Raw genomic sequence first — 19,696 nt, forward strand, 5'->3', positions numbered from 1 at the left:
GCGCTCGCGCCAGTGTTCAGCTGTCGTCGGGCAGGGAACGGTCGACCAGCGCCACCGCGGTCACGTCGGCGGTGACGTTGAACACGGTCTTGAACATGTCGGGAATGGTTTCGACCACTAGGAATATAGCAATGATTTCGAGCGGGATGCCGAACAGGGCCAGCACCGGTGCGCGCAGGGCGACGAAGGTGGCGGTCGACGGAATGCCGACCGATCCGACCTCCAGCAACGCACCGACCAGCCCCGCCAGAAGCATCGCGGGTATGGCGAACGGCACGCCATAGACTGCGGCGGCATAGGTCGTGACCATGACGTGCGTTACCGGTGATGTGACCCGCATCAGCGTCACCGCCAGCGGCGCTGAGATGGCGCTGGTGGTTTCGCGCAGGCCCAGCGCCTGGCAGCTTTTGAGGATGAGCGGCAGCGAGGCGAGCGAACTTTGCGTGCCGAACGCCACCGCCTGGGTCGGCAGCATCGCCCGGAATAAGCGGCCGGCAGGAAGCCGGGCGACGAGGATGGCAACAAGGTAAAGGATCAGGCCGAAGGCGATCAGCGCGACCACCACCAGCCCGATATAATGGGCCAGTCCGACCAGCAGATCGGTGCCATGCTGGTGCGCGGTCGCAATGACGAGGAAGAAAATACCGATCGGCGCGATCGCCAGTACCCAGCCGATGATAACGAACATCGCATCGGCAAGCCCGTTGAGGCCGTTGATGAGGGCGTCGCGGTGCGCCTTCTTGTCGATGCGCACGAGAGCGGCCCCGAACAGCAAGGCAAAAATCAGCACAGGCAACAGCGATGGGCCGGCCATTGCCGCGACGATGTTCTTCGGCACCATGCCCAGGATCATGTCGGCGACCGGCAACGGGGTTGCGTCGACTTCGCCGCCCATCGCTCGCAGCGCCTGCGCCACGCCGGCGGGCACGGGCGCAATCCCGTACAGCACCGTCGCAAGCGCCGCGCCGCTGAGAATGGCAAGGCCGTAGAGGGCGGCGACCGCGATCACCGTGCGTTGGGCGACGAGGCCGCCGGCGCCGATCCCGCGGCTGCGGCTGAAAGTCGTGGCGATCAGCGCGAACACCAGCGGCAGGATTGTCACCTGCAGCGCGGACAGCCAGACATTGCCGATAATCGAGGCGACCTGGGCGACGCCGTCACCCCAGGCCGTGGTTCCTGCCGTGGGCAGCGCCAGTCCGACGACGGCGCCGAGTGCGAGCCCGGCCAGGATTTTCAACGCCAGCGGCGTCGTCTTCACTCTGGCCAGCATGCGACCTCCATCAGTCGTCTTCGCGATGATCGAGCAAGACGTTGACCCGTGCGCTGGCGATGGGCTGCTCGCGCTTTTCCTGCCAGGCGAAGGCCTCGACATTGGCCATGCGCGCGCCAAGCCGCTCGACCGTCGCGGCGGCAAAGGTTTCGCGCTGGGTGCCCGGCCGCATATAGTCCACGGTCACGGTCACCGGCTTCATTTCCACCGGCCGGTCGCCCAGCGCCTGTTCAAGCGCGGCAAAGGCCGCGAATTCCAGCAGCCCGGCGATCGCACCGCCATGCAAATAGCCCGGGCGGCCGACGACATCGTCGTGGAACGGGAGCACCGCCACCGGTTGGCCGTCGCGCTCCTCGAATCGCAGGCGCAGCAGCTCGGCATAAGGGGGAAGCGGGCGCATCGTCCGCTTCTAGGCGCGGAAATCCCGGCCCGAAAGACTTGCCGCGCAGCCGCTGGAGCGTCATAGGCGCGGCCATGAAAACACGCGTCTTCATCACGCTCAAACCCGGCGTCCTCGACCCGCAGGGCAAGGCCATCCACCACGCGCTGGAAGGGCTCGGCTTTTCCGGGGTCAACGATGTCCGCGCCGGCAAGCTGATCGAGCTCGACGTCGACGACAGCACGACCGATTCGGATATCGAGGCGATGTGCAAGAAGCTACTCGCCAATACCGTTATCGAAAACTTCCGGATCGAACGGGGATCCTAGCCATGAAGACCGCCGTCATCGTCTTTCCCGGTTCCAACTGCGACCGCGACCTGGCGGTGGCGCTGGAACAGGTCACGGGCCAGGCCCCGGCGATGGTCTGGCACCGCGAAACCGAACTGCCTGACGGCATCGGGTTCATCGGCCTGCCGGGCGGCTTTTCCTACGGCGACTATCTGCGCTCCGGCGCGATGGCGGCCCGCTCGCCGATCGTCAAAGCGGTGGTCGACGCGGCCAACCGCGGCGTTCCGGTGCTGGGCGTGTGCAACGGTTTCCAGGTGCTGACCGAAGCCGGCCTGCTGCCCGGCGCGCTGATGCGCAATGGCGGGCTGAACTTCGTATCGCGGCCAGTCGCGCTGACGGTCGAGAACAGCCAGACGCTGTTCACCAGTGGCTATGCAAAGGGCGAGACGATCCGCGTGCCGGTCGCGCATCACGATGGTAATTTCCAGGCCGACGCCGACACGCTCGACCGCCTTGAAGGCGAAGGCCGGGTTGCCTTCCGCTATGCCGAAGAGGTCAACGGGTCGTCGCGCAACATCGCCGGCATCCTCAACGATGCGGGCAACGTGCTGGGCATGATGCCGCACCCGGAACGGGCGATCGAACCGGCGCATGGCGGCACCGACGGCAGACGGTTGTTCGAAGGCCTGCTGGAAGCCGTCGCCTAACGCCCGCGGCGGACTGGCAGTTCGCGACAACCGACGGAACTGGGCGGAAGCACGCACCAATAAGCGCGGTCGGGCTTCTTGTCGTCGACCACGACGGTGCGCCGATCCATCGTCATCGGATCCTGGTAGATGACGACGGTCGTCGCCGATGCCGGGACGGTAGCGACCCCGAACGATCCGATCAGCAATGCGAGTAGCAGTCGCTTCAGCATGCAATCCCCCTGATCGCCGCAAACTTCGCCCCGAACGTTGAACGGTGAGTGAACGCCGCTTTGAGTGGCCCGCACATTTGGCTTACATCGCTCGGCAGGCGCCCGTAGCTCAGTTGGACAGAGCACGAGCCTTCTAAGCTTGGGGTCGCAGGTTCGAATCCTGCCGGGCGCGCCAGCCGTTCAGACTTTCCGCGTCGGCGCGGTGCCGAAGGCGCGGCGATGGGCGTGGCTGAAGCTGGCCCCGTCGGCAAAGCCATAGCGCAAGGCCGCCTGCGTACAGGTCATCTCCGCCCGTTCCACCGCGGCCCGCGCCGCTTCCAGCCGGATACGCCGGTGATAGGTCGACGGCGGCAATCCGAAGCAGGCGCGAAAGCTGCGCAACAAGTGGAATTGCGACACGCCCGCCGCGGCCGCGACTTCGCCCAGCGCGACCGGCCGGTCGTCGACATCGTGCAGGTACGCGCGCGCCAGCGTCAGCTTGCGCAGCAGGTCGTAACGGGTGACCGGCCGGCTTGCCGCGAGGGCGGAGAGATGGCCGAGCGCCTCTTCCATCAGCGTTTCGAAATGCCGGGCGGTACCGGCGGCGAGGTGTTCGGCGACCCGGGCGCGTGGGCTTGGTCCGGTGGCCATTTGCCGGTGCGACCGGGCAAGCATCTGTCCCAGCGTCGAACAGCTTGCGGCGAACAGTAACGGCGCCTCCATCGGCGCGCTCTGCGTATCGAGGCACTTGAGCCCCAGGCACATGCCGCTGGCGGCACCGGACTGGTGCGCAATTTCCACTTCGCCAGCCATGCCCGGCGGGACGGCGAGAAACTGGCCGGCGGCGACCGGAAAGGTCTTCCCGCCATAGCGGTACAGTTCCTTGCCGGCCGCGACGTATTTCAACATGAAATGGCCCCGTGCGCCGGTTTCCGCGGCGCCGCGAGAAAGGTTGGACATCACAATCACGTTGGGCGGCCGGGTCTGTCCCATTCCGCCGCCGGTCAACGTTCCGACGAGATCGATCAGCTGGACGGTCATCGGCCGTCGTGCCCCCTGAAAAGCAAGAAACGACAACGCCTTCGCGCTGCCGGCTGGTTAGCACCCACGACCTAGGGCGGCGGCGGGCGCGGCACACAGCTCCATTCTGCAAAGGGGGGTGCGCGTTCTGCTGGCGATGCCCGGAACACAGGTCATTGGGGATCATGATGCGTAAGATTTCGATAGTATGCGGGGCGGTTGCCGCCGCGATGGCAGCAACGCCGGCGGCGGCGGCGCCGTTTACCGGGCCGCGCGTGGAAGTCAGGGCAGGCTGGGAGCAGCTGTCCATGGACGTGGATTACGAGGACGAGGACGAGAATGAGTTCGCAGGCAGCGACGATGCCAGCAGCGCCACCTTCGGTGCCGAAGCGGGCTATGATTTCGACATCGGGTCGGGCGCGATCGCGGGCGCCTATGCCGGCGTCGAATTCGGCAGCGCCAAGCCCAGATCGACTTTGTTCGGCAATGACGAGTTCAGTGCCCGGCTGGGCCGCAACGCCACCTTCGGCGTGCGCTTCGGCGGGCAGGTGTCGCCCGGCGCAATGCTGTACGTCAAAGGCGGGTACAGCAACGGCCGGGTGAAAGCGGCCTATGACGGCGGAACGGCGACGCCGATCAACCTGTCCGACAGCTTCAACCGCGAAGGCTATCACGTCGGCGCCGGCGGCGAAGTGGCGCTCGGCACACGCGTTTACGCGCGCGCCGAATATGTCCGCACGTCGTACGAAGAGTATCTCTATCCCGACTTCGAAACCACCGGCAGCCTGAAGAACCGCCGCAACCAGCTGCTGCTCGGCGTCGGTGCCCGTTTCTAGGCTTTAGGCAGGGGAACCCATGGGGAGGCCGGTACCATGCGTGCCGGCCTCTTCCGCATCCCGTCCGACCCCTCGCAAATTCCTGCTGGCCTTTGCCCGCGACGCAGCGCAGATTGGCGCGCGTTCGGGGGAACCATGCATGACTGACCAATTGCCCAGCAAGCGCGATCCGCTGTTCGCCGACTTCGCCTTCCTGGGCAACATGGGCTTCTTCCTGTTTCCGGCCGGCATCGTCGTCCTGATGATCGTCCCGGTGGTGCTGGTCTGGCAGCTGCTGGAATGGATGGAAAAGGGCCGCTGGCCGGCCATGTCGACCGCGGACGGCCTGCACTACGTCGGGCTGGCAGAGCCGCATTTCCAGAACCGCACGATCGAGGACCTTAGCGCGACCGTGCTGGCCGCGCCGCTGACCCTTGTCGTTCTAATCTTCGTCGGCGGGTTCCTGTATCTCTACGCGCTGTTCAGCAAATGGCTGGAACGACACTGCGAGCCGGACAAGGCAAACCGCGCGCGGCGCTTCCGCTAACCGACCAGTTTGCCCGGGTTCATGATGCCGCGCGGGTCCAGCGCGGCCTTGATCGCGCACAGGGCGGCAAGGTCGCCGGGCGGGGCCAGCCGCGCCAGCTCCGCCCGCTTCATCTGGCCGATGCCATGTTCGGCCGAAATCGACCCGCCGGCCTGCGTCACCAGATCGTCGACGAAGCGTTCGATCCCGGGGCCCTCGCGCGCCGTCCAGCCCTCGCGGGCCTGGCGTCCGGCGCGCACGTGAAAATGGAGGTTGCCATCGCCAAGATGGCCGAAGGCGCTGGCGACCGTTCCGGGGAAAGCGGCTTCGACGGCGGCCTTCGCCTCGATCAGGAAGCGGGGCATGTCGGCGACCGGCACGGAGATATCATGCGCGGTGGACGGGCCTTCGGCCCGCTCCGCCTCCGACAGCGAATCGCGAATGCGCCAAAGCGCAGCGGCCTGCGCTTCGGACGCCGCCACCGTCGCGTCCTCGACCAGGCCTGCCTCGATGGCGTCGCCCAGCAGGTCCTGCACCATCGGCACCGGATCGAAATCGGCGGTCGCCGACGTCGCCTCTATCAGCACGTGCCACGCATGGCGGCCGTTCAGCGGGCTGCGAATGCCCGGAATATGGTCGACTGCCAGCGCCAAGCCGTCGCCGGAAATCAGTTCGAAGCCTTCGACACGGTCGGTCCGTTCTTCCATGTGGCGGAGCAGCTTCAAGGCCGCGCCGGGATCGGCAACGCCGGCCCAGGCAACCGCGCGCCGCTGAACCGCCGGGACCAGCCGCAAGGCGGCGGCGGTGACGATGCCGAGCGTGCCTTCGGCCCCGATCAGCAACTGGTCGATGCTGTATCCGCGATTGTCCTTTTTCAGCCCCGACAGGCCGTTGTGTACGGCGCCGTCGGGCAACACCACCTCCAGTCCCGCCACCAGCGCGCGCATGGTTCCGAAGCGCAGCACCTGCGTCCCGCCGGCGTTGGTCGAAACGAGGCCGCCGATGGTGCAACTGCCGCGCGCGCCGAGCGTCAGCGGGAAGCGGCGGCCGACGGCCGCGGCCCGGTCGTGCAGGTCGGCCAGGATCACGCCCGCTTCCGCCACGGCAAGATTGGCGTCGGCGTCGATGGCGCGGAGGCGGTTCATCCGTCGCAGCGAGAAGAGTAGCGCCGACCCGTCGGCCGGCGGCGTCGCGCCCCCGACCATCGACGTATTGCCCCCTTGCGGCACCAGCGGCACGCCGAGGCGACCTGCCAGATGTACCATGGCCGCGACTTCCTCGGTCGAAGCCGGCGACAGGATCGCCCGGGCCTCGCCGCGGAAGCGCCCGCGCCAGTCCGTCAGCCAGGGTTCAAGGGCCGCTCGGTCGGTCAGCGCCGCCTTGGGCCCGAACCTTTCCTGCACGTCCCTGATCAGTCGGTCGGCGGCGTCAGTCACGCGGCCTACTTGGCATCGCCGGCGCCGCGCGGCAAACGCGACGCATGACCGGACGCCCAAGCATCACCATCGTCGTCGCCCGCGCCCATAACGGAACTATCGGCAGGGACGGCGGTTTGCCCTGGCACATTCCCGCCGACCTGAAGCGCTTCAAGGCGCTGACCATGGGATCGGCGATGATCATGGGACGCAAGACATTCGAAAGCCTGCCCGGCCTGCTGCCGGGGCGCCGGCACATCGTGATCACGCGGGACACGGGCTGGCAAGCGGCTGGTGCCGAGACCGCGCATTCGCGCGACGAGGCTCTTGCGCTGGCGGGCAACGACCCGGTTTCGGTCATCGGCGGCGCCGCGATTTTCGCGATGTTCCTGCCGATCGCCGACCGGGTCGAACTGACCGACGTTCTGGCGGACATCGCCGGAGATACAAAAATGCCAGACCCACGCGACGGCGCGGCCTGGCATGAGACGGAAGTCGCGGTCCATGCGGCCGCAGACGGGCGGCCCGGCTTCCGGTTCGTGACCCTGGAAAGGATCTAGCGGCCCCGCGCCGCACGGCGCGGGGTAACGCCGCTTAGCCGCCGAACTTGGGCGGATCGGTCCGGCGCTGACGGGCGCGGTCGAGCGCGTCCTGCGCATTCTCGGACCCTTCGGTCCATTCGCGCTTGGTCTTGCAGATGCGCTTGCGCACGTGCGAGCCGACGAAGCTCTCGGACTTGCAAACGACCTTGTCGCCATCGTCCACAGCCTTCTGGGGCTCGGACTGGGCCGCTACGGCAGCCGTGGCGAGCAGCGGCAGCGCTGCAATGGTCAGGATTACGTTACGCATCGATGGCCCTCCAAGTCTAAGCCGTTGAATGTAGCGGATTATGCCGATTTGTCAAAAGGCCCTGAACCGCCATCAAGCGTCTGAAGAATCATCCAATATTGCGTCGATTGCCGCAGCCACGTCGTCCACCTTGGCCATGCCGTCGACTCGGCGGACGAGCCCAACGTCGCGATAGTAGGGCAGGATCGGCGCGGTCTTGGCGCGATATTCGGCAAGGCGCGTGCGCACGGTCTGCTCATTGTCGTCGGGCCGGCGCTTGAACTCGGTGCCGCCGCAGACATCGCACGTGCCCTCGACCTTCGGCAGCTTGTACTGGTCGTGGTAGGGTGCGCCGCAACTGGCGCAGCTGAAGCGGCCGGTGATCCGTTCGACCAGCGCGTCCTCGTCGACGCCAAGCTCGATCACATCGTCGAGCTTGCGGCCGCGGTCGGCGAGCAGCTGGTCGAGCGCCTCGGCCTGGGCGCGAGTTCGCGGGTAGCCGTCAAAGATCGCGCCCTTGTCGCCGATCGCATCGAGCCGTTCGCCGATCAGCGCGCTGACGATATCGTCGCTGACCAGGCCGCCGGCTTCCATCACCGCCTTGGCCTTAAGCCCGGTCGGCGTGCCTTCCGCCACGGCCCGGCGAAGCATGTCACCGGTCGACAGCTGAACCATTCCGCGATTGGCTTCGAGCCGGGCGGCCTGTGTGCCTTTGCCTGCCCCCGGGGGGCCGAGCAGGATGATGTTCATGCCGCTCCCCTCGACAGCTTCAGCGGCGGCGGCCGCTCTTGAGTTTCGCCTTCTTGATCAGGTTACCATATTCGTGGGCGATCAGGTGACTCTGGATCTGGCTGACCGTGTCCATCGTCACGTTGACGACGATGAGCAGGCTGGTGCCGCCAAGATAGAACGGGATGCCTGCCTGCGCGAACAGGAATTCCGGGATCAGGCAGATCAGCGTCAGATACGCCGCGCCGATCGTCGTGATCCGGGTGAGCAAATAGTCGAAGTAATTTTCGGTTGCCTTGCCCGGCCGGATGCCCGGGATGAAGCCGCCGTGCCGCTTCAAATTCTCCGACGTTTCCTCGCTGTTGAACTGCACCGAGGTGTAGAAGAAGCAGAAGAAGACGATGCCCGCGCCGTAGAGCAGCATATACAGCGGACTGCCATGCTGCAGGTAGGTGCTGACAGTGATCAGCCAGTCGCTGGTGTCGCTACCGGCCTCCGCGCCTGACCCCGCCCACTGGATGACGGTCAGCGGCATCAGCAGCAGCGAGGAGGCGAAGATCGGCGGGATCACACCGGCGGTGTTGATCTTGATCGGCAGGTGCGAGCGTTCCTGCTGCATCATGCCGCGCGCGGTCTGGCGCTTGGGATACTGGATCAGCACGCGGCGCTGGGCCCGCTCCATGAAGCAGATGAAGGCAATCAGGCCGACCGCCAAGGCGACGATGCCGAACACCAGCAGCGGGTCCATCGTCCCCGTGCGGCCGCCTTCGAACAATTGCGCGATGCCGCGCGGCAATGCGGCGACGATACCGGCCATGATGATCAGCGACACGCCGTTGCCGATCCCGCGGCTGGTAATCTGTTCGCCCAGCCACATCAGGAACAAGGTTCCGCCGACGAGGCTGATCGTGCCCGCCATTTCGAACACCAGCCCCGGCTCGACGACCGCACCGATGCCCTGGCGGACTGCCTGCGTCTCGAGCCCGCGAACGACCATATAACCCTGCACGAGGGTGAGGACGACGGTCAGGTAACGCGTATACTGGTTGAGCTTCTTGCGGCCGGTCTCGCCCTCTTTCTTGAGGGCTTTCCACGGCTCGTACATGCTGCCCATCAGCTGGATGACGATGGACGCCGTGATGTACGGCATCACGCCCAGCGCGATCAGGCTCATGCGCTCAAGCGCGCCGCCCGAGAAGGTGTTGAAGATGTCGAGAACGCCGCCGCTCTGCGTGTCGAACAGCGCCTGCATGGCGACCGGATCGACGCCCGGGATCGGGACGAACGACAAGAAGCGGAACAGGATCAACGCACCGAGCGTGAACCACAGGCGCTTCTTGAGCTCCGTCGCCTTTGAAAAGTTGGCGAGGCTGAGGCTGGAAGCAAGTTGCTCGGCTGACGATGCCATGTACGTGAAAATCCCCTAGGCGCTTGGGCCCATATAGGCCGCCTTTTCGTCATTGCGAGGGACGGCGGCCGGTCGGGCCGCCGGCGCCCCCGCCGGGACGATGTCAGGCCTTCGCGGCGGCTTTCTTCTTGCTGCCCTTCTTGGCAGCGGCCAGCTCGGCCGGATTCTTCGGCTCGATGATCTCGATCTTGCCGCCGGCCTTTTCGACCGCTTCGCGCGCGCCCTTCGACGCACCGGCAACCTTGAGGTCGAGCTTGGCCTTCAACTCGCCCTTGCCGAGCAGGCGGACGCCGTCCTTGCCGCCACGGGCCAGGCCGGCGGCCTTGAGCGCGTCATGGTCGAGCGTGCCCTTGGCATCGAGCTTGTTGGCGTCGATCATCTTTTGGATCGCGCCGATGTTCACTTCGGCGAAGTCCTTGCCGAACGGATTGTTGAAGCCGCGCTTCGGCAACCGCATGTGGAGCGGCATCTGGCCGCCTTCGAAACCGAACACGGACACGCCCGAACGGCTCTTCTGGCCCTTCTGGCCGCGGCCGGCGGTCTTGCCCTTGCCCGAGCCGATACCACGGCCGACGCGCATGCGGCCCTTGCGGGCGCCTTCATTGTCCTTGAGTTCGTTGAGCTTCATGATTGCACTCGCTTTCGCTTCTGTCGCGCTGCGCCACGAGGGCGCTGTTGAAAAGGGTTACGCCTCGACGGAAACGAGGTGCTGGACCTTGCGGACCTGGCCCATCACTTCCGGGGTGTTTTCGACTTCGACGGTGCGGCCCATCTTGTTGAGGCCGAGCCCGACGAGGGTCGCCCGCTGCGTCTTGTCGCGGCGGATCGGCGAACCGGTCTGGGTGATCTTGATCTTCGCCATCTCGCTTACTCCGTGATCGCTTCGGCCTGGGCCTCGGCTTCGGCAGCGCTGGCGCCACCGCGACCGAGCAGGTCGGCGACTTTCTTGCCGCGGCGCTGGGCGACCGAGCGCGGGCTGGTCTGTTCCTTGAGCGCCTCGAACGTCGCACGGATCATGTTGTACGGGTTGGACGTGCCGACCGACTTGGTGACCACGTCGGCAACGCCGAGGCTTTCGAAGATCGCGCGCATCGGGCCGCCGGCGATGATGCCGGTTCCCGGAGGCGCCGAACGCAGCGTCACGCGGCCGGCGCCGAAGTGGCCGAGACCGTCATGGTGCAGCGTGCGGCCGTCGCGCAGCGGAACGCGGATCATCGCCTTCTTCGCCGCGGCGGTTGCCTTGGAAATGGCTTCCGGCACTTCGCGCGCCTTGCCGTGACCGAAGCCGGCCCGGCCCTTGCCGTCGCCGACGATGACCAGAGCCGCGAAACCGAAACGCTTGCCGCCCTTAACGGTCTTGGACACGCGGTTGATGTGGACGAGCTTTTCGATCAGCTCCTCGCCGCCATCGTCGCCACCACGCCCGCCGCGCCGGTCGTCGCGACGGCCACGGCCGCCACCACGATCGTTGCCGCCACGGCCGCGTCCACCGCCGCCGCCGCCACGGCCGCCGCGCGGGCCACGGCCCTGCGGCTGCTGCGGCGCATCGGCCGAAGCGCCGGCGTCGCCGGCCGGAGGATTGCCTTCGGTGGCGACCACTACGTCTTCCTTGGCGGGCACTTCCGTCTGCGCCTGTTCGACGCCTTCGGGCTGGACCACCGGGGTTTCGTTTTCGTCAGCCATTTAAAACTCCAATCCGCCTTCGCGAGCGGCATCGGCCAGCGCCTTGACGCGGCCATGAAACAGGAAGCCGCCACGGTCGAAGACGACGGCGGAAACGCCGGCCTTCTTGGCGCGCTCGGCAATCGCCTTGCCGACGGCAGCAGCGCCCTCGCGGGTCGCGTTGCCCTTGTCCTTCAGGTCCTTGTCGAGGGTCGACGCGGCGGCCAGCGTCTTGCCGTCCTTGTCGTCGATGACCTGCGCATAGATGTGCTGCTGCGAACGGTGGACCGACAGGCGCGGCTTGCCCGAAGACACGCTGCGAAGGGCGGTGCGCACGCGACGGCGGCGGCGGTCGAACAGGGAGAGTTTCGCCATGGCTACTTCTTCTTGCCTTCTTTGCGGAAGATATACTCGCCGCGGTACTTGATGCCCTTGCCCTTGTACGGCTCGGGCTTGCGCCAGCGACGGATTTCGGCCGCGACCTGGCCGACCTTCTGCTTGTCAATGCCGGAGATCTCGACCGTGTTCGGGTCGGGCGTCTTGACCTCGACCCCCTCGGGAACCGGGAAGTTGACGTCGTGGCTGTAGCCGAGCTGCAGGCGCAGGTTCTTGCCCTGGGCCGCCGCGCGATAGCCGACGCCGCTGATTTCCAGCACCTTCGAAAAGCCCTCGGTCACGCCGGTGACGAGATTCTGCACGTTGGTGCGGGTCATGCCCCACGCGGCGCGGTTGCGCTGCGCGCTGGTCAGCGGGGTCACCTTGATCTCGTTTTCGGCGATCTCATACTTCACGAGATCGTCGAGCAGCTGCATCGCGAGGGTGCCCTTGGGCCCCTTCACGGTCAGCGTGCCGCTTTCCACCGACGCGGTAACGCCGCTGGGAAGCTCGATCGGTTTCTTGCCAATGCGGCTCATCAGAACACCTCCGCCAGCACTTCGCCGCCGACATTCTGCTCGCGCGCCTCGGCGTCGGACAGGACGCCGCGCGGGGTCGACACGATGACGACGCCCAGACCGTTGCGGATCCGCGGCAGGTCCTTCGACCCCGAATAGACCCGGCGGCCCGGCTTCGACACGCGCGCCAGGTGCTGGATGGCCGGCTGGCCTTCGAAATATTTCAGCTCGATGCGCAGGCCCTTGTGCCCGGCGAGCTCTTCCTCGGTGTACCCGCGAATATAGCCCTCGCGCTGCAACACATCGAGAACATGCGCCCGCAGCTTCGAAGCCGGAGTCAGCACCGAATCCTTGCGCGCCTGTTGCCCGTTGCGAATACGCGTGAGCAGATCGCTGAGAGGATCATTCATCGCCATAGTAGATCCTCCTTACCAGCTCGACTTGGTCACGCCGGGGATCAGGCCCTTGTTGGCCAGTTCCCGAAGCATGATCCGCGACAAGCGGAACTTGCGATAATAAGCGCGGCTGCGGCCGGTCAGCTCGCAGCGGTTGCGGACCCGGGTGGGGTTCGCATTGCGCGGGATTTCCGCCATTTTCAGACGCGCGATCAGCCGCTCGGTCTCGTCCTTGGACTCGTCGTTCGCGATCTCTTTGAGCTTCGCATACTTCGACGCATACTTCTGGACGAGCTTCTTGCGACGCTCGTTCTTGTTGATCGAACTCAGTTTCGCCATGACTTAAGTTCTTCTCCTCGCAGACCGCTTAAGCAGCCTGCTTTTCCTCTGCTTCCACGGGGAACGGGAAGTTGAACAGGCGCAGCAGTTCGCGCGCCTCTTCGTCCGTCTTCGCGGTGGTGGTTACGATGATGTCCATGCCCCGGACCTTGTCGATGTCGTCGTAGTTGATCTCGGGGAAGACGATTTGCTCCTTGAGGCCCATCGCGTAATTGCCGCGGCCGTCGAACGACTTGGGGTTGAGGCCCCGAAAGTCGCGGACACGCGGAAGTGCGATCGTGACCAGCCGGTCCAGGAACTCGTACATGCGCTCGCGGCGAAGGGTCACCTTGCACCCGATCGGCATGCCTTCACGCAGCTTGAACTGCGCGATCGACTTCTTGGCCTTGGCAATCACCGGCTTCTGACCGGCAATGGCTTCCATTTCGCTCGCGGCCTTCTCGACAAGCTTCTTGTCGTTCGTGCCTTCGCCAACGCCCATGTTGATGACGATCTTGTCGAGCTTGGGAACCTCGAGACGGTTCTTGTAGCCAAACTTCTCGGTCATCGCCTTGACGATGCGGGCGTCGTATTCGGACTTCAGACGCGGCGTGTAGGACTTGCCGTCCTTCTTCGCCCCGCCCGACTTGGCCGGCTTGTCCGCCTTCGCGGTCGCCTCGGCCAAAGCCTTGTCCTCGGTCTGGTCGACCGTGTTCTTGTCGTCAGCCATTGATCAGCTCTCCGGACTTGACCGCGATGCGGACCTTCTTGCCGTCACGCTCCTCGAAGCGGACGCGGGTCGCGCTGCCGTCCTTCGGGTCGGCGAGAGCGACGTTCGAAATGTGCAGCGGCGCTTCCTTGCGCTCGATCCCGCCCTGCGGGTTGACCTGAGTCGGCTTGCGGTGACGGGCGTGGACATTGACGCCCGACACGACCACCTTGTCGTCGCTGCGGATGACCCGGGTGACTTCACCGGACTTGCCCTTGTCCTTGCCGGACAGGATCACGACCGTGTCGCCCTTCTTGATCTTCTGCGCCATTACAGCACCTCCGGCGCGAGGCTGATGATCTTCATGTGCTTCTTGGCGCGGAGTTCGCGAACCACCGGGCCGAAGATGCGCGTGCCGATCGGCTCGTCGCTCTTGTTGACCAGCACCGCGGCGTTGCTGTCGAAGCGGATCACCGAACCGTCGGGACGGCGGATGTCCTTGGCGGTGCGGACGATCACCGCGCGGTGAACGTCACCCTTCTTCACGCGGCCGCGCGGCTGGGCTTCCTTGACGGACACCACGATGATGTCGCCGACCCCGGCAACCCGGCGCTTGGAGCCGCCCAGCACCTTGATGCACTGGACGCGCTTCGCCCCGCTGTTGTCCGCGACGTCCAGGTTGGACTGCATCTGGATCATTGTTCGACCCTTATCCTCTCAGGTTCGGCTCAGGCCTCGGCGTCGGCGGTATCGTCCGCCTTCGCCTTGCCCTTGGCCTTGGACTTGGAGTCCTTGGCCGGCTTCTTTTCCGCCTTGGCGTCCAACGCATCGTCGGTTGCTTCGGCTGCGTCCGCGCTCGTCACTTCGGCCGTTTCGTCGGCCTTGGCGTCGACCGTCTCGGTCTTCTTGTCCGCCTTCGCATCGGCCTTCTTGTCGGCCTTAGCGTCGGTCGTCTGGACGTCGGCCTTCAGTTCCGGCGAGGCGACGTCGGGATCGGCGATCTCGACCGCGACCGCCTTGGCTGCACCGATGCGCTCGATCACCGTCCAGGTCTTCGACTTGGAGATCGGCTTGCACTCTTCGATCCGGACCTGCTCGCCAGTGCGATAGGTATTGTCGGAATCGTGAGCGGCATATTTCTTCGAACGGCGGATGATCTTGCCGTACAGCGGGTGCTTAACCCGCCGGTCGACGCGGACGGTGACGGTCTTGTCACCCTTGTCCGAAACCACCGTTCCAATCAGGACGCGCTTTGGCATCTAAATAGTCTCCCTTACGCCTTCGCGGCCTGTTCGCGCGCGCGCTGGTTCTGAAGCGTCCTGATCCGCGCGATGTCCTTGCGGACGCGGGTCACGCGGGCGGGCTTCTCAAGCTGGTTGGTCGCGGCCTGGAAGCGCAGGTTGAACTGCTCGCGCTTCAGTTCGATCAGCTGTTCCTTCAACTGGTCGTCGCTCTTGACCTTGAGATCGTCGATCGCGGCCATCTTAACGGTCCTCCTCGATCAGGGTCTCGCCCAGGCGGGCGACGACCTTCGTCTTGATCGGCAGCTTTTCGGCTGCACGCTCGAACGCCGTCTTGGCGAGCGGGCCGGGAATGCCGTCCAGCTCAAACAGGATGCGGCCCGGCTTGACGCGGGCAACCCAGAACTCCGGCGAGCCCTTGCCCGAGCCCATGCGGACTTCGGCCGGCTTGGAGCTGACCGGAAGGTCCGGGAAAATGCGGATCCACAAACGGCCCTGGCGCTTGATGTGGCGCTGGATCGCGCGGCGGGCCGCTTCGATCTGACGGGCGGTAATCCGCTCCGGCTCCATCGCCTTAAGGCCGAAGGCGCCGAAGTTGAGCTCGGTCCCGCCCTTGGCGTTGCCATGGATGCGGCCCTTGAAGGCCTTGCGGAATTTGGTGCGCTTTGGTTGCAGCATCTCTTTGTTCCTAAAGCCTTAGCGGCCGCGGTCTTCGCGGGCCGGGCGGACTCCGGAGGTCTGAGCCTCCATCATCAGCCGGTCCTGGGCGGTCGGGTCGTGCCCGAGGATTTCGCCCTTGAAGATCCAGACCTTCACGCCGCAGACGCCGTACGCGGTGTGCGCTTCGGCTTCGGCGTAATCGACATTGCCGCGAAGGGTGTGCAGCGGCACGCGGCCTTCACGATACCATTCGGTGCGGGCGATCTCCGCGCCGCCAAGACGGCCGGCGCAGGTGATGCGGATGCCTTCGGCGCCAAGCCGAAGGGCCGACTGGACGGCGCGCTTCATCGCCCGGCGGAACGCGATACGGCGTTCCAGCTGGTCGGCGACGCCCTGGGCGACGAGCTTGGCATCGACTTCCGGCTTGCGAATCTCGACGATGTTGAGACTGACGTCGCTGTCCGTCATCGACGACAGCTTCTTGCGCAGCTTCTCGATGTCGGCACCCTTCTTGCCGATGATCACGCCCGGACGCGCCGCATAGATGGAAATGCGGCAGATCTTGGCCGGACGCTCGATCACCACCTTCGAAATCGCGGCCTGCGGCAGCAGGTCGAGAATGTACCGGCGGATCTTGAGATCCTCGAGCAGCAGGCGGCCGTAATCCTGGCCTTCCGCGAACCAGCGGCTGTCCCAGGTACGGTTGATCTGCAGGCGGAGCCCGACGGGGGAGGTTTTCTGACCCATTATGCTTCTTCCTGCTCGCGAACGACGACGCGAAGTCGGCTGAACGGCTTGACGATGCGCGTCGAGCGGCCGCGGGCGCGGGTCGCGAAGCGCTTCATCGTCAGCGACTTGCCGACACTGGCTTCGGAAACGATCAGCGCGTCGACATCGAGGTTGTGGTTGTTCTCGGCGTTCGCGACCGCGCTCGCCAGAACCTTGCGCACGTCCTCGGCCATGCCCTTCGGGCTGAACTTGAGGATGTTGAGCGCTTCCTCGACCTTGCGGCCACGGATCATCTGGGCGACGAGGTTGAGCTTGCGCGCGGAGCCACGGATCTGGCCTCCGATCGCGAGCGCTTCCTTCTCGCCGACCTTACGGGGTGCAGCTTCCTTGCCCATTAGCGCTTGCCCTTCTTGTCCGAGGCGTGGCCCGGGAAGAAACGGGTCGGGGCGAATTCGCCGAGCTTCATTCCGACCATGTCTTCATTGACCGACACCGGCACGAACTTGCGGCCGTTGTAGACATTGAAGGTGAGGCCGACGAACTGCGGCAGGATCGTCGAACGGCGCGACCAGGTCTTGATCGGCGCGCGGCCGCCCTTTGCCTGCGCATCTTCCGCTTTCTTCATCAGCGAAAGTTCGACGAACGGGCCTTTCCAGACGGAACGGGCCATTGCTTAACCCTTCTTCTTCGCGTGGCGGCTACGGATGATGAACTTGTCCGTTGCCTTGTTGTTACGAGTGCGGGCGCCCTTGGTCGGCTTACCCCACGGAGTGACCGGGTGACGGCCACCCGAAGTGCGGCCTTCACCACCGCCGTGCGGGTGATCGACCGGGTTCTTGGCGACGCCGCGGGTCAGCGGGCGCTTGCCCATCCAGCGGGTCCGGCCGGCCTTGGCCAGCGTCTGGTTGCCGTTGTCCGGGTTGGAAACGGCGCCGACGGTGGCCATGCAGTCGGAGCGGATGTACCGCGTCTCTCCTGAATTGAGCCTGACGATGACCATGCCCTTATCGCGGCCGACGACCTGCACATATGTGCCGGCGGCGCGGGCGATTTGGCCGCCCTTGCCGGGCTTCAGCTCGACGTTGTGGACAATGGTGCCGACCGGCATCTGGCCGATTTCCATCGCATTGCCCGGCTTCACGTCGACCTTCTTGCCGGCGACGACCTTGTCGCCCGGAGCCAGACGCTGCGGAGCGAGAATGTAGGCCTGCTCGCCGCCGTCATAGGTGACGAGCGCGATGAACGCCGACCGGTTGGGATCGTATTCGATCCGCTCGACGGTCGCGGTGACATCCCAGGTGCGGCGCTTGAAGTCGACGATGCGATACTTCTGCTTGTGACCGCCGCCGATGCCGCGCGAGGTGACGTGGCCCTTGTTGTTGCGGCCGCCCGTCTTGACCTTGCCTTCGGTCAGCTTCTTGACCGGCTTGCCCTTCCACAGCTGGGCGCGGTCGACGAGGATCAGTCCGCGGCGCGCCGGGCTCGTCGGCTTATATTGCTTGAGTGCCATTACGCCTTCACCCCTTCGGTGATGTCGATCGACTGGCCCTCGGCCAGCGTGACAATCGCCTTCTTCTGGTCGGAGCGCTGATAGGAGCGTCCGCCCCAGCGCTTGCTCTTGCCCTTGGTCACGATCGTGTTGACGCCCGTGACGGTCACGCCGAACAGGTTCTCGACCGCCCGCTTGATCTCCGGCTTGGTGGCGTCGCCCGCGACCTTGAAGACGACCGCATTATGCTCGGACAGCATGGTCGATTTTTCGGTGATGTGCGGGGCCAGCACGACGTCATAGTCGCGCACGGTCGCCTCGGCCTTCTGCTGCTGCTTCTTAGCCATTGAACCGGGCCTCCAGCTTTTCCACCGCGGCGCGGGTCAGGACCAGCGTCTCGTGGCGCATGATGTCGTACACATTGGCTCCCATCGCCGGCAGCAGGTTGACGCTTTCGAGGTTCGACGAAGCGCGGGCGAAACCGACGTTCAGCGCGTCGCCATCGATAACCAGCGCGGTCTTGCCGAGCTTAAGGCCGCCGAGCTTGCTCTGCAGCTCCTTGGTCTTGCCGTCCTTCACGTCGAGATTGTCGAGGACGATGAGGCTGCCCTCCTTCGCCTTCGACGACAGCGCCATCTTGAGGCCGAGCGCGCGGATCTTCTTGTTGAGGCTCGACGCGAAGACTCGGGCACGCGGACCGTGCGCCTTGCCGCCGCCGACGAAGATCGGGGCGCGGCGATCGCCGTGACGGGCGGTACCGCCGCCCTTCTGCTTGCCGAACTTCTTGCCGGTGCGGGCGACGTCGCTGCGCTCACGGGCCGCACGCGCCGGGGCGCGACGGTTGATGAGCTGCCACGTCACGACGCGGTGCAGGATGTCGGCACGGGGCTCGACGCCGAAAATCTCGTCGTTGAGCTCGATGTCGCCACCCTTGCCGGTGTCGAGGGTCTGGACCTTGACCTTCATCTTAGCTTCCCTTGCTTTCGTCGCCGGTGTCCGCGGCCGGGCTGTCGCCCCGCGCCTCGCCGGCAGCATTCTCGTCGGCCGCCGCTTCGGCATCGGCTTGCGCCGCCGCATTGGCTTCCTGCTCGGCGGCGATCGCTGCGACTTCCGCATCGCTCGGCAGCGCCGGGATTTCATGGACGGCGCCGTCGTCGACCAGGCCCGCGGTCGCGTGCTCTTCGGTCGCGGCTTCCGCCTTCTTGGCGTCGAACAGCGCGCCCGGATACGGCGCTTCGGCGTGACGTTCGACCTTGATCGCGTCCTGCACGGTCAGCCAGCTGCCCTTGTGGCCCGGAACCGAACCCTTGACGAAGATCAGGCCGCGCGCCGGGTCGGTGCGGACGATCTCGAGGTTCTGCTGGGTGCGATTGCGAGCGCCCATGTGGCCGGCCATCTTCTTGTTCTTGAAGACTCGGCCCGGATCCTGGCGGTTACCCGTCGACCCGTGCGAACGGTGGGAGATGGAAACGCCGTGGGTGGCGCGCAGACCGCCGAAGCCCCAGCGCTTCATGGCGCCTGCAAAGCCCTTGCCCTGCGTAACACCCGACACGTCGACCAGCTGGCCCGCGACGAAATGTTCGGCGCTCAGCGTCGAACCGATGTCGAGCAGCGCATCTTCGGCGACGCGGAATTCGACGACCTTCGCCTTGGGCTCGACCTTGGCCTTGCCGAAAGCGGTCCGCTGCGGCTTGGCAACGTTCTTCGCCTTCGCCTTGCCGGCGCCGAGCTGCAGTGCGGTATATCCATCGCGGTCGGTTTCGCGGCGGCCAACAACCTGCAGTTCGTCCAGTTGAAGGACCGTAACAGGCACGTGCCGTCCGTCCGCCTGAAACAGGCGGGTCATTCCGACTTTCTTCGCGATCACGCCAGTGCGCATGACCTGGTTGCTCCTTACACAGAGGCACACGGGCCAACCCCATGTGCTTGCAGCCCATCCAAATTTTCCGCGTGCCCCGCCTGGGCTAATGCTCCGTTAAGGGAGCGGCGGGGACGCAGGCCGGAGCAAAAAGCTCCGCGGTA

The 19,696-nt window shown here is 65.6% G+C and carries 32 protein-coding genes, 1 tRNA gene and 1 pseudogene; 6 read left to right on the top strand and 28 right to left on the bottom strand.

Annotated features, from left to right (window positions below; genetic code table 11):
* Positions 1-16: 16 nt before the first annotated feature.
* Both H8M03_RS05020 and H8M03_RS05025 read right to left on the bottom strand, forming a co-directional pair.
* A complete protein-coding gene (locus tag H8M03_RS05020; RefSeq protein ID WP_187480641.1) occupies positions 17-1,270 on the bottom strand; it encodes a dicarboxylate/amino acid:cation symporter in 1,254 nt (417 codons plus the stop codon).
* Between the two features lie 10 nt (positions 1,271-1,280).
* The gene (locus tag H8M03_RS05025) at positions 1,281-1,670 is read right to left on the bottom strand and encodes a PaaI family thioesterase (RefSeq protein WP_187480642.1); all 390 of its coding nucleotides are present in this window, start codon (positions 1,668-1,670) and stop codon (positions 1,281-1,283) included.
* A gap of 74 nt (positions 1,671-1,744) precedes the next feature.
* Here H8M03_RS05025 and purS point away from each other — a divergent pair, with 74 nt between their 5' ends.
* Both purS and purQ read left to right on the top strand, forming a co-directional pair.
* Positions 1,745-1,978 carry a phosphoribosylformylglycinamidine synthase subunit PurS gene (purS, locus tag H8M03_RS05030; protein WP_187480643.1) on the top strand — a complete coding sequence of 78 codons (234 nt, stop codon included), beginning with the start codon at positions 1,745-1,747 and terminating at the stop codon, positions 1,976-1,978.
* Positions 1,979-1,980: 2 nt separating this feature from the next.
* The gene (gene purQ / locus H8M03_RS05035; protein WP_187480644.1) at positions 1,981-2,646 is read left to right on the top strand and encodes a phosphoribosylformylglycinamidine synthase subunit PurQ; all 666 of its coding nucleotides are present in this window, start codon (positions 1,981-1,983) and stop codon (positions 2,644-2,646) included.
* Here the strand turns inward: purQ and H8M03_RS05040 are convergent.
* A complete protein-coding gene (locus H8M03_RS05040) occupies positions 2,643-2,858 on the bottom strand; it encodes a hypothetical protein (RefSeq protein ID WP_187480645.1) in 216 nt (71 codons plus the stop codon). The two genes, purQ and H8M03_RS05040, sit on opposite strands and share 4 nt — an antisense overlap.
* Before the next feature lie 98 nt (positions 2,859-2,956).
* Here H8M03_RS05040 and H8M03_RS05045 point away from each other — a divergent pair.
* Positions 2,957-3,033: transfer RNA gene (locus tag H8M03_RS05045), tRNA-Arg, on the top strand.
* A gap of 5 nt (positions 3,034-3,038) precedes the next feature.
* Here the strand turns inward: H8M03_RS05045 and H8M03_RS05050 are convergent.
* Complete coding sequence (locus H8M03_RS05050) at positions 3,039-3,878, bottom strand: AraC family transcriptional regulator (RefSeq protein WP_187480646.1); 840 nt, start codon at positions 3,876-3,878, stop codon at positions 3,039-3,041.
* A gap of 209 nt (positions 3,879-4,087) precedes the next feature.
* On the opposite strand from H8M03_RS05050, the gene H8M03_RS05055 reads away from it, so the two are divergent.
* Entirely contained in the window at positions 4,088-4,693 is a 606-nt protein-coding gene (locus tag H8M03_RS05055; RefSeq protein WP_246449115.1) for an outer membrane beta-barrel protein, read from the top strand.
* Positions 4,694-4,832: 139 nt separating this feature from the next.
* Positions 4,833-5,219 (top strand): hypothetical protein, encoded by a 387-nt coding sequence (locus H8M03_RS05060; protein ID WP_187480648.1) that lies wholly within the window; start codon positions 4,833-4,835, stop codon positions 5,217-5,219.
* On the opposite strand, the gene H8M03_RS05065 is transcribed toward H8M03_RS05060, so the two are convergent.
* Positions 5,216-6,634 carry an FAD-binding oxidoreductase gene (locus H8M03_RS05065; protein ID WP_187480649.1) on the bottom strand — a complete coding sequence of 473 codons (1,419 nt, stop codon included), beginning with the start codon at positions 6,632-6,634 and terminating at the stop codon, positions 5,216-5,218. The two genes, H8M03_RS05060 and H8M03_RS05065, sit on opposite strands and share 4 nt — an antisense overlap.
* A gap of 44 nt (positions 6,635-6,678) precedes the next feature.
* On the opposite strand from H8M03_RS05065, the gene H8M03_RS05070 reads away from it, so the two are divergent.
* Positions 6,679-7,173, top strand: a complete 495-nt coding sequence (locus H8M03_RS05070; protein WP_187480650.1) for a dihydrofolate reductase — start codon at positions 6,679-6,681, stop codon at positions 7,171-7,173.
* A gap of 34 nt (positions 7,174-7,207) precedes the next feature.
* Here H8M03_RS05070 and H8M03_RS05075 read toward each other — a convergent pair whose 3' ends face one another.
* From H8M03_RS05075 to rplC, 23 genes and pseudogenes are all read right to left on the bottom strand, one after another.
* Positions 7,208-7,462 carry a hypothetical protein gene (locus tag H8M03_RS05075; RefSeq protein WP_187480651.1) on the bottom strand — a complete coding sequence of 85 codons (255 nt, stop codon included), beginning with the start codon at positions 7,460-7,462 and terminating at the stop codon, positions 7,208-7,210.
* A 72-nt stretch (positions 7,463-7,534) separates the two neighbouring features.
* Positions 7,535-8,191: an adenylate kinase gene (locus H8M03_RS05080; protein ID WP_187480652.1), complete on the bottom strand. Its 657-nt coding sequence runs from the start codon at positions 8,189-8,191 to the stop codon at positions 7,535-7,537.
* Positions 8,192-8,210: 19 nt separating this feature from the next.
* Positions 8,211-9,578 (bottom strand): preprotein translocase subunit SecY, encoded by a 1,368-nt coding sequence (gene secY, locus H8M03_RS05085; protein WP_187480653.1) that lies wholly within the window; start codon positions 9,576-9,578, stop codon positions 8,211-8,213.
* A gap of 103 nt (positions 9,579-9,681) precedes the next feature.
* Complete coding sequence (gene rplO, locus H8M03_RS05090; protein ID WP_187480654.1) at positions 9,682-10,206, bottom strand: 50S ribosomal protein L15; 525 nt, start codon at positions 10,204-10,206, stop codon at positions 9,682-9,684.
* 57 nt (positions 10,207-10,263) lie between these two features.
* Positions 10,264-10,440 carry a 50S ribosomal protein L30 gene (gene rpmD / locus H8M03_RS05095; RefSeq protein WP_187480655.1) on the bottom strand — a complete coding sequence of 59 codons (177 nt, stop codon included), beginning with the start codon at positions 10,438-10,440 and terminating at the stop codon, positions 10,264-10,266.
* A 5-nt stretch (positions 10,441-10,445) separates the two neighbouring features.
* Positions 10,446-11,261: a 30S ribosomal protein S5 gene (rpsE, locus tag H8M03_RS12725; protein ID WP_246449117.1), complete on the bottom strand. Its 816-nt coding sequence runs from the start codon at positions 11,259-11,261 to the stop codon at positions 10,446-10,448.
* Positions 11,262-11,615, bottom strand: a complete 354-nt coding sequence (gene rplR / locus H8M03_RS05105; RefSeq protein ID WP_187480656.1) for a 50S ribosomal protein L18 — start codon at positions 11,613-11,615, stop codon at positions 11,262-11,264.
* A 2-nt stretch (positions 11,616-11,617) separates the two neighbouring features.
* Entirely contained in the window at positions 11,618-12,154 is a 537-nt protein-coding gene (gene rplF, locus H8M03_RS05110) for a 50S ribosomal protein L6 (RefSeq protein ID WP_187480657.1), read from the bottom strand.
* Complete coding sequence (gene rpsH, locus H8M03_RS05115; RefSeq protein ID WP_187480658.1) at positions 12,154-12,549, bottom strand: 30S ribosomal protein S8; 396 nt, start codon at positions 12,547-12,549, stop codon at positions 12,154-12,156. Before rpsH ends, rplF begins: the two co-directional genes overlap by 1 nt.
* Positions 12,550-12,561: 12 nt before the next feature.
* Positions 12,562-12,867, bottom strand: a complete 306-nt coding sequence (rpsN, locus tag H8M03_RS05120) for a 30S ribosomal protein S14 (protein ID WP_187480659.1) — start codon at positions 12,865-12,867, stop codon at positions 12,562-12,564.
* 28 nt (positions 12,868-12,895) lie between these two features.
* Positions 12,896-13,414, bottom strand: coding sequence for a 50S ribosomal protein L5 (gene rplE / locus H8M03_RS05125; RefSeq protein WP_246449191.1), 519 nt, complete (start codon positions 13,412-13,414; stop codon positions 12,896-12,898).
* Between the two features lie 154 nt (positions 13,415-13,568).
* Complete coding sequence (gene rplX, locus H8M03_RS05130) at positions 13,569-13,886, bottom strand: 50S ribosomal protein L24 (protein WP_187480661.1); 318 nt, start codon at positions 13,884-13,886, stop codon at positions 13,569-13,571.
* On the bottom strand, positions 13,886-14,254 hold the full coding sequence (gene rplN / locus H8M03_RS05135) for a 50S ribosomal protein L14 (protein WP_187480662.1): 369 nt from the start codon (positions 14,252-14,254) through the stop codon (positions 13,886-13,888). The genes rplX and rplN overlap by 1 nt, the downstream gene beginning before the upstream one ends.
* A gap of 302 nt (positions 14,255-14,556) precedes the next feature.
* Positions 14,557-14,814 (bottom strand): annotated as a pseudogene (gene rpsQ / locus H8M03_RS12730) (30S ribosomal protein S17); the annotation flags it as partial.
* Positions 14,815-14,828: 14 nt separating this feature from the next.
* Positions 14,829-15,038: a 50S ribosomal protein L29 gene (gene rpmC, locus H8M03_RS05145; protein WP_187480664.1), complete on the bottom strand. Its 210-nt coding sequence runs from the start codon at positions 15,036-15,038 to the stop codon at positions 14,829-14,831.
* A gap of 1 nt (position 15,039) precedes the next feature.
* On the bottom strand, positions 15,040-15,474 hold the full coding sequence (gene rplP / locus H8M03_RS05150) for a 50S ribosomal protein L16 (protein WP_187480665.1): 435 nt from the start codon (positions 15,472-15,474) through the stop codon (positions 15,040-15,042).
* Between the two features lie 18 nt (positions 15,475-15,492).
* A complete protein-coding gene (rpsC, locus tag H8M03_RS05155; protein WP_187480666.1) occupies positions 15,493-16,203 on the bottom strand; it encodes a 30S ribosomal protein S3 in 711 nt (236 codons plus the stop codon).
* Positions 16,203-16,580: a 50S ribosomal protein L22 gene (gene rplV / locus H8M03_RS05160; RefSeq protein WP_187480667.1), complete on the bottom strand. Its 378-nt coding sequence runs from the start codon at positions 16,578-16,580 to the stop codon at positions 16,203-16,205. Before rplV ends, rpsC begins: the two co-directional genes overlap by 1 nt.
* On the bottom strand, positions 16,580-16,855 hold the full coding sequence (gene rpsS / locus H8M03_RS05165) for a 30S ribosomal protein S19 (RefSeq protein ID WP_187480668.1): 276 nt from the start codon (positions 16,853-16,855) through the stop codon (positions 16,580-16,582). Before rpsS ends, rplV begins: the two co-directional genes overlap by 1 nt.
* Positions 16,856-16,858: 3 nt before the next feature.
* Positions 16,859-17,695, bottom strand: coding sequence for a 50S ribosomal protein L2 (gene rplB, locus H8M03_RS05170; protein ID WP_187480669.1), 837 nt, complete (start codon positions 17,693-17,695; stop codon positions 16,859-16,861).
* Positions 17,695-18,021: a 50S ribosomal protein L23 gene (locus H8M03_RS05175; RefSeq protein ID WP_187480670.1), complete on the bottom strand. Its 327-nt coding sequence runs from the start codon at positions 18,019-18,021 to the stop codon at positions 17,695-17,697. Before H8M03_RS05175 ends, rplB begins: the two co-directional genes overlap by 1 nt.
* Positions 18,014-18,640, bottom strand: coding sequence for a 50S ribosomal protein L4 (rplD, locus tag H8M03_RS05180; RefSeq protein WP_187480671.1), 627 nt, complete (start codon positions 18,638-18,640; stop codon positions 18,014-18,016). Before rplD ends, H8M03_RS05175 begins: the two co-directional genes overlap by 8 nt.
* A gap of 1 nt (position 18,641) precedes the next feature.
* Positions 18,642-19,553: a 50S ribosomal protein L3 gene (rplC, locus tag H8M03_RS05185; RefSeq protein WP_187480672.1), complete on the bottom strand. Its 912-nt coding sequence runs from the start codon at positions 19,551-19,553 to the stop codon at positions 18,642-18,644.
* Between the last annotated feature and the right edge of the window lie 143 nt (positions 19,554-19,696).

Source organism: Sphingomonas sabuli, from assembly GCF_014352855.1.
Lineage (GTDB): Bacteria > Pseudomonadota > Alphaproteobacteria > Sphingomonadales > Sphingomonadaceae > Sphingomicrobium > Sphingomicrobium sabuli.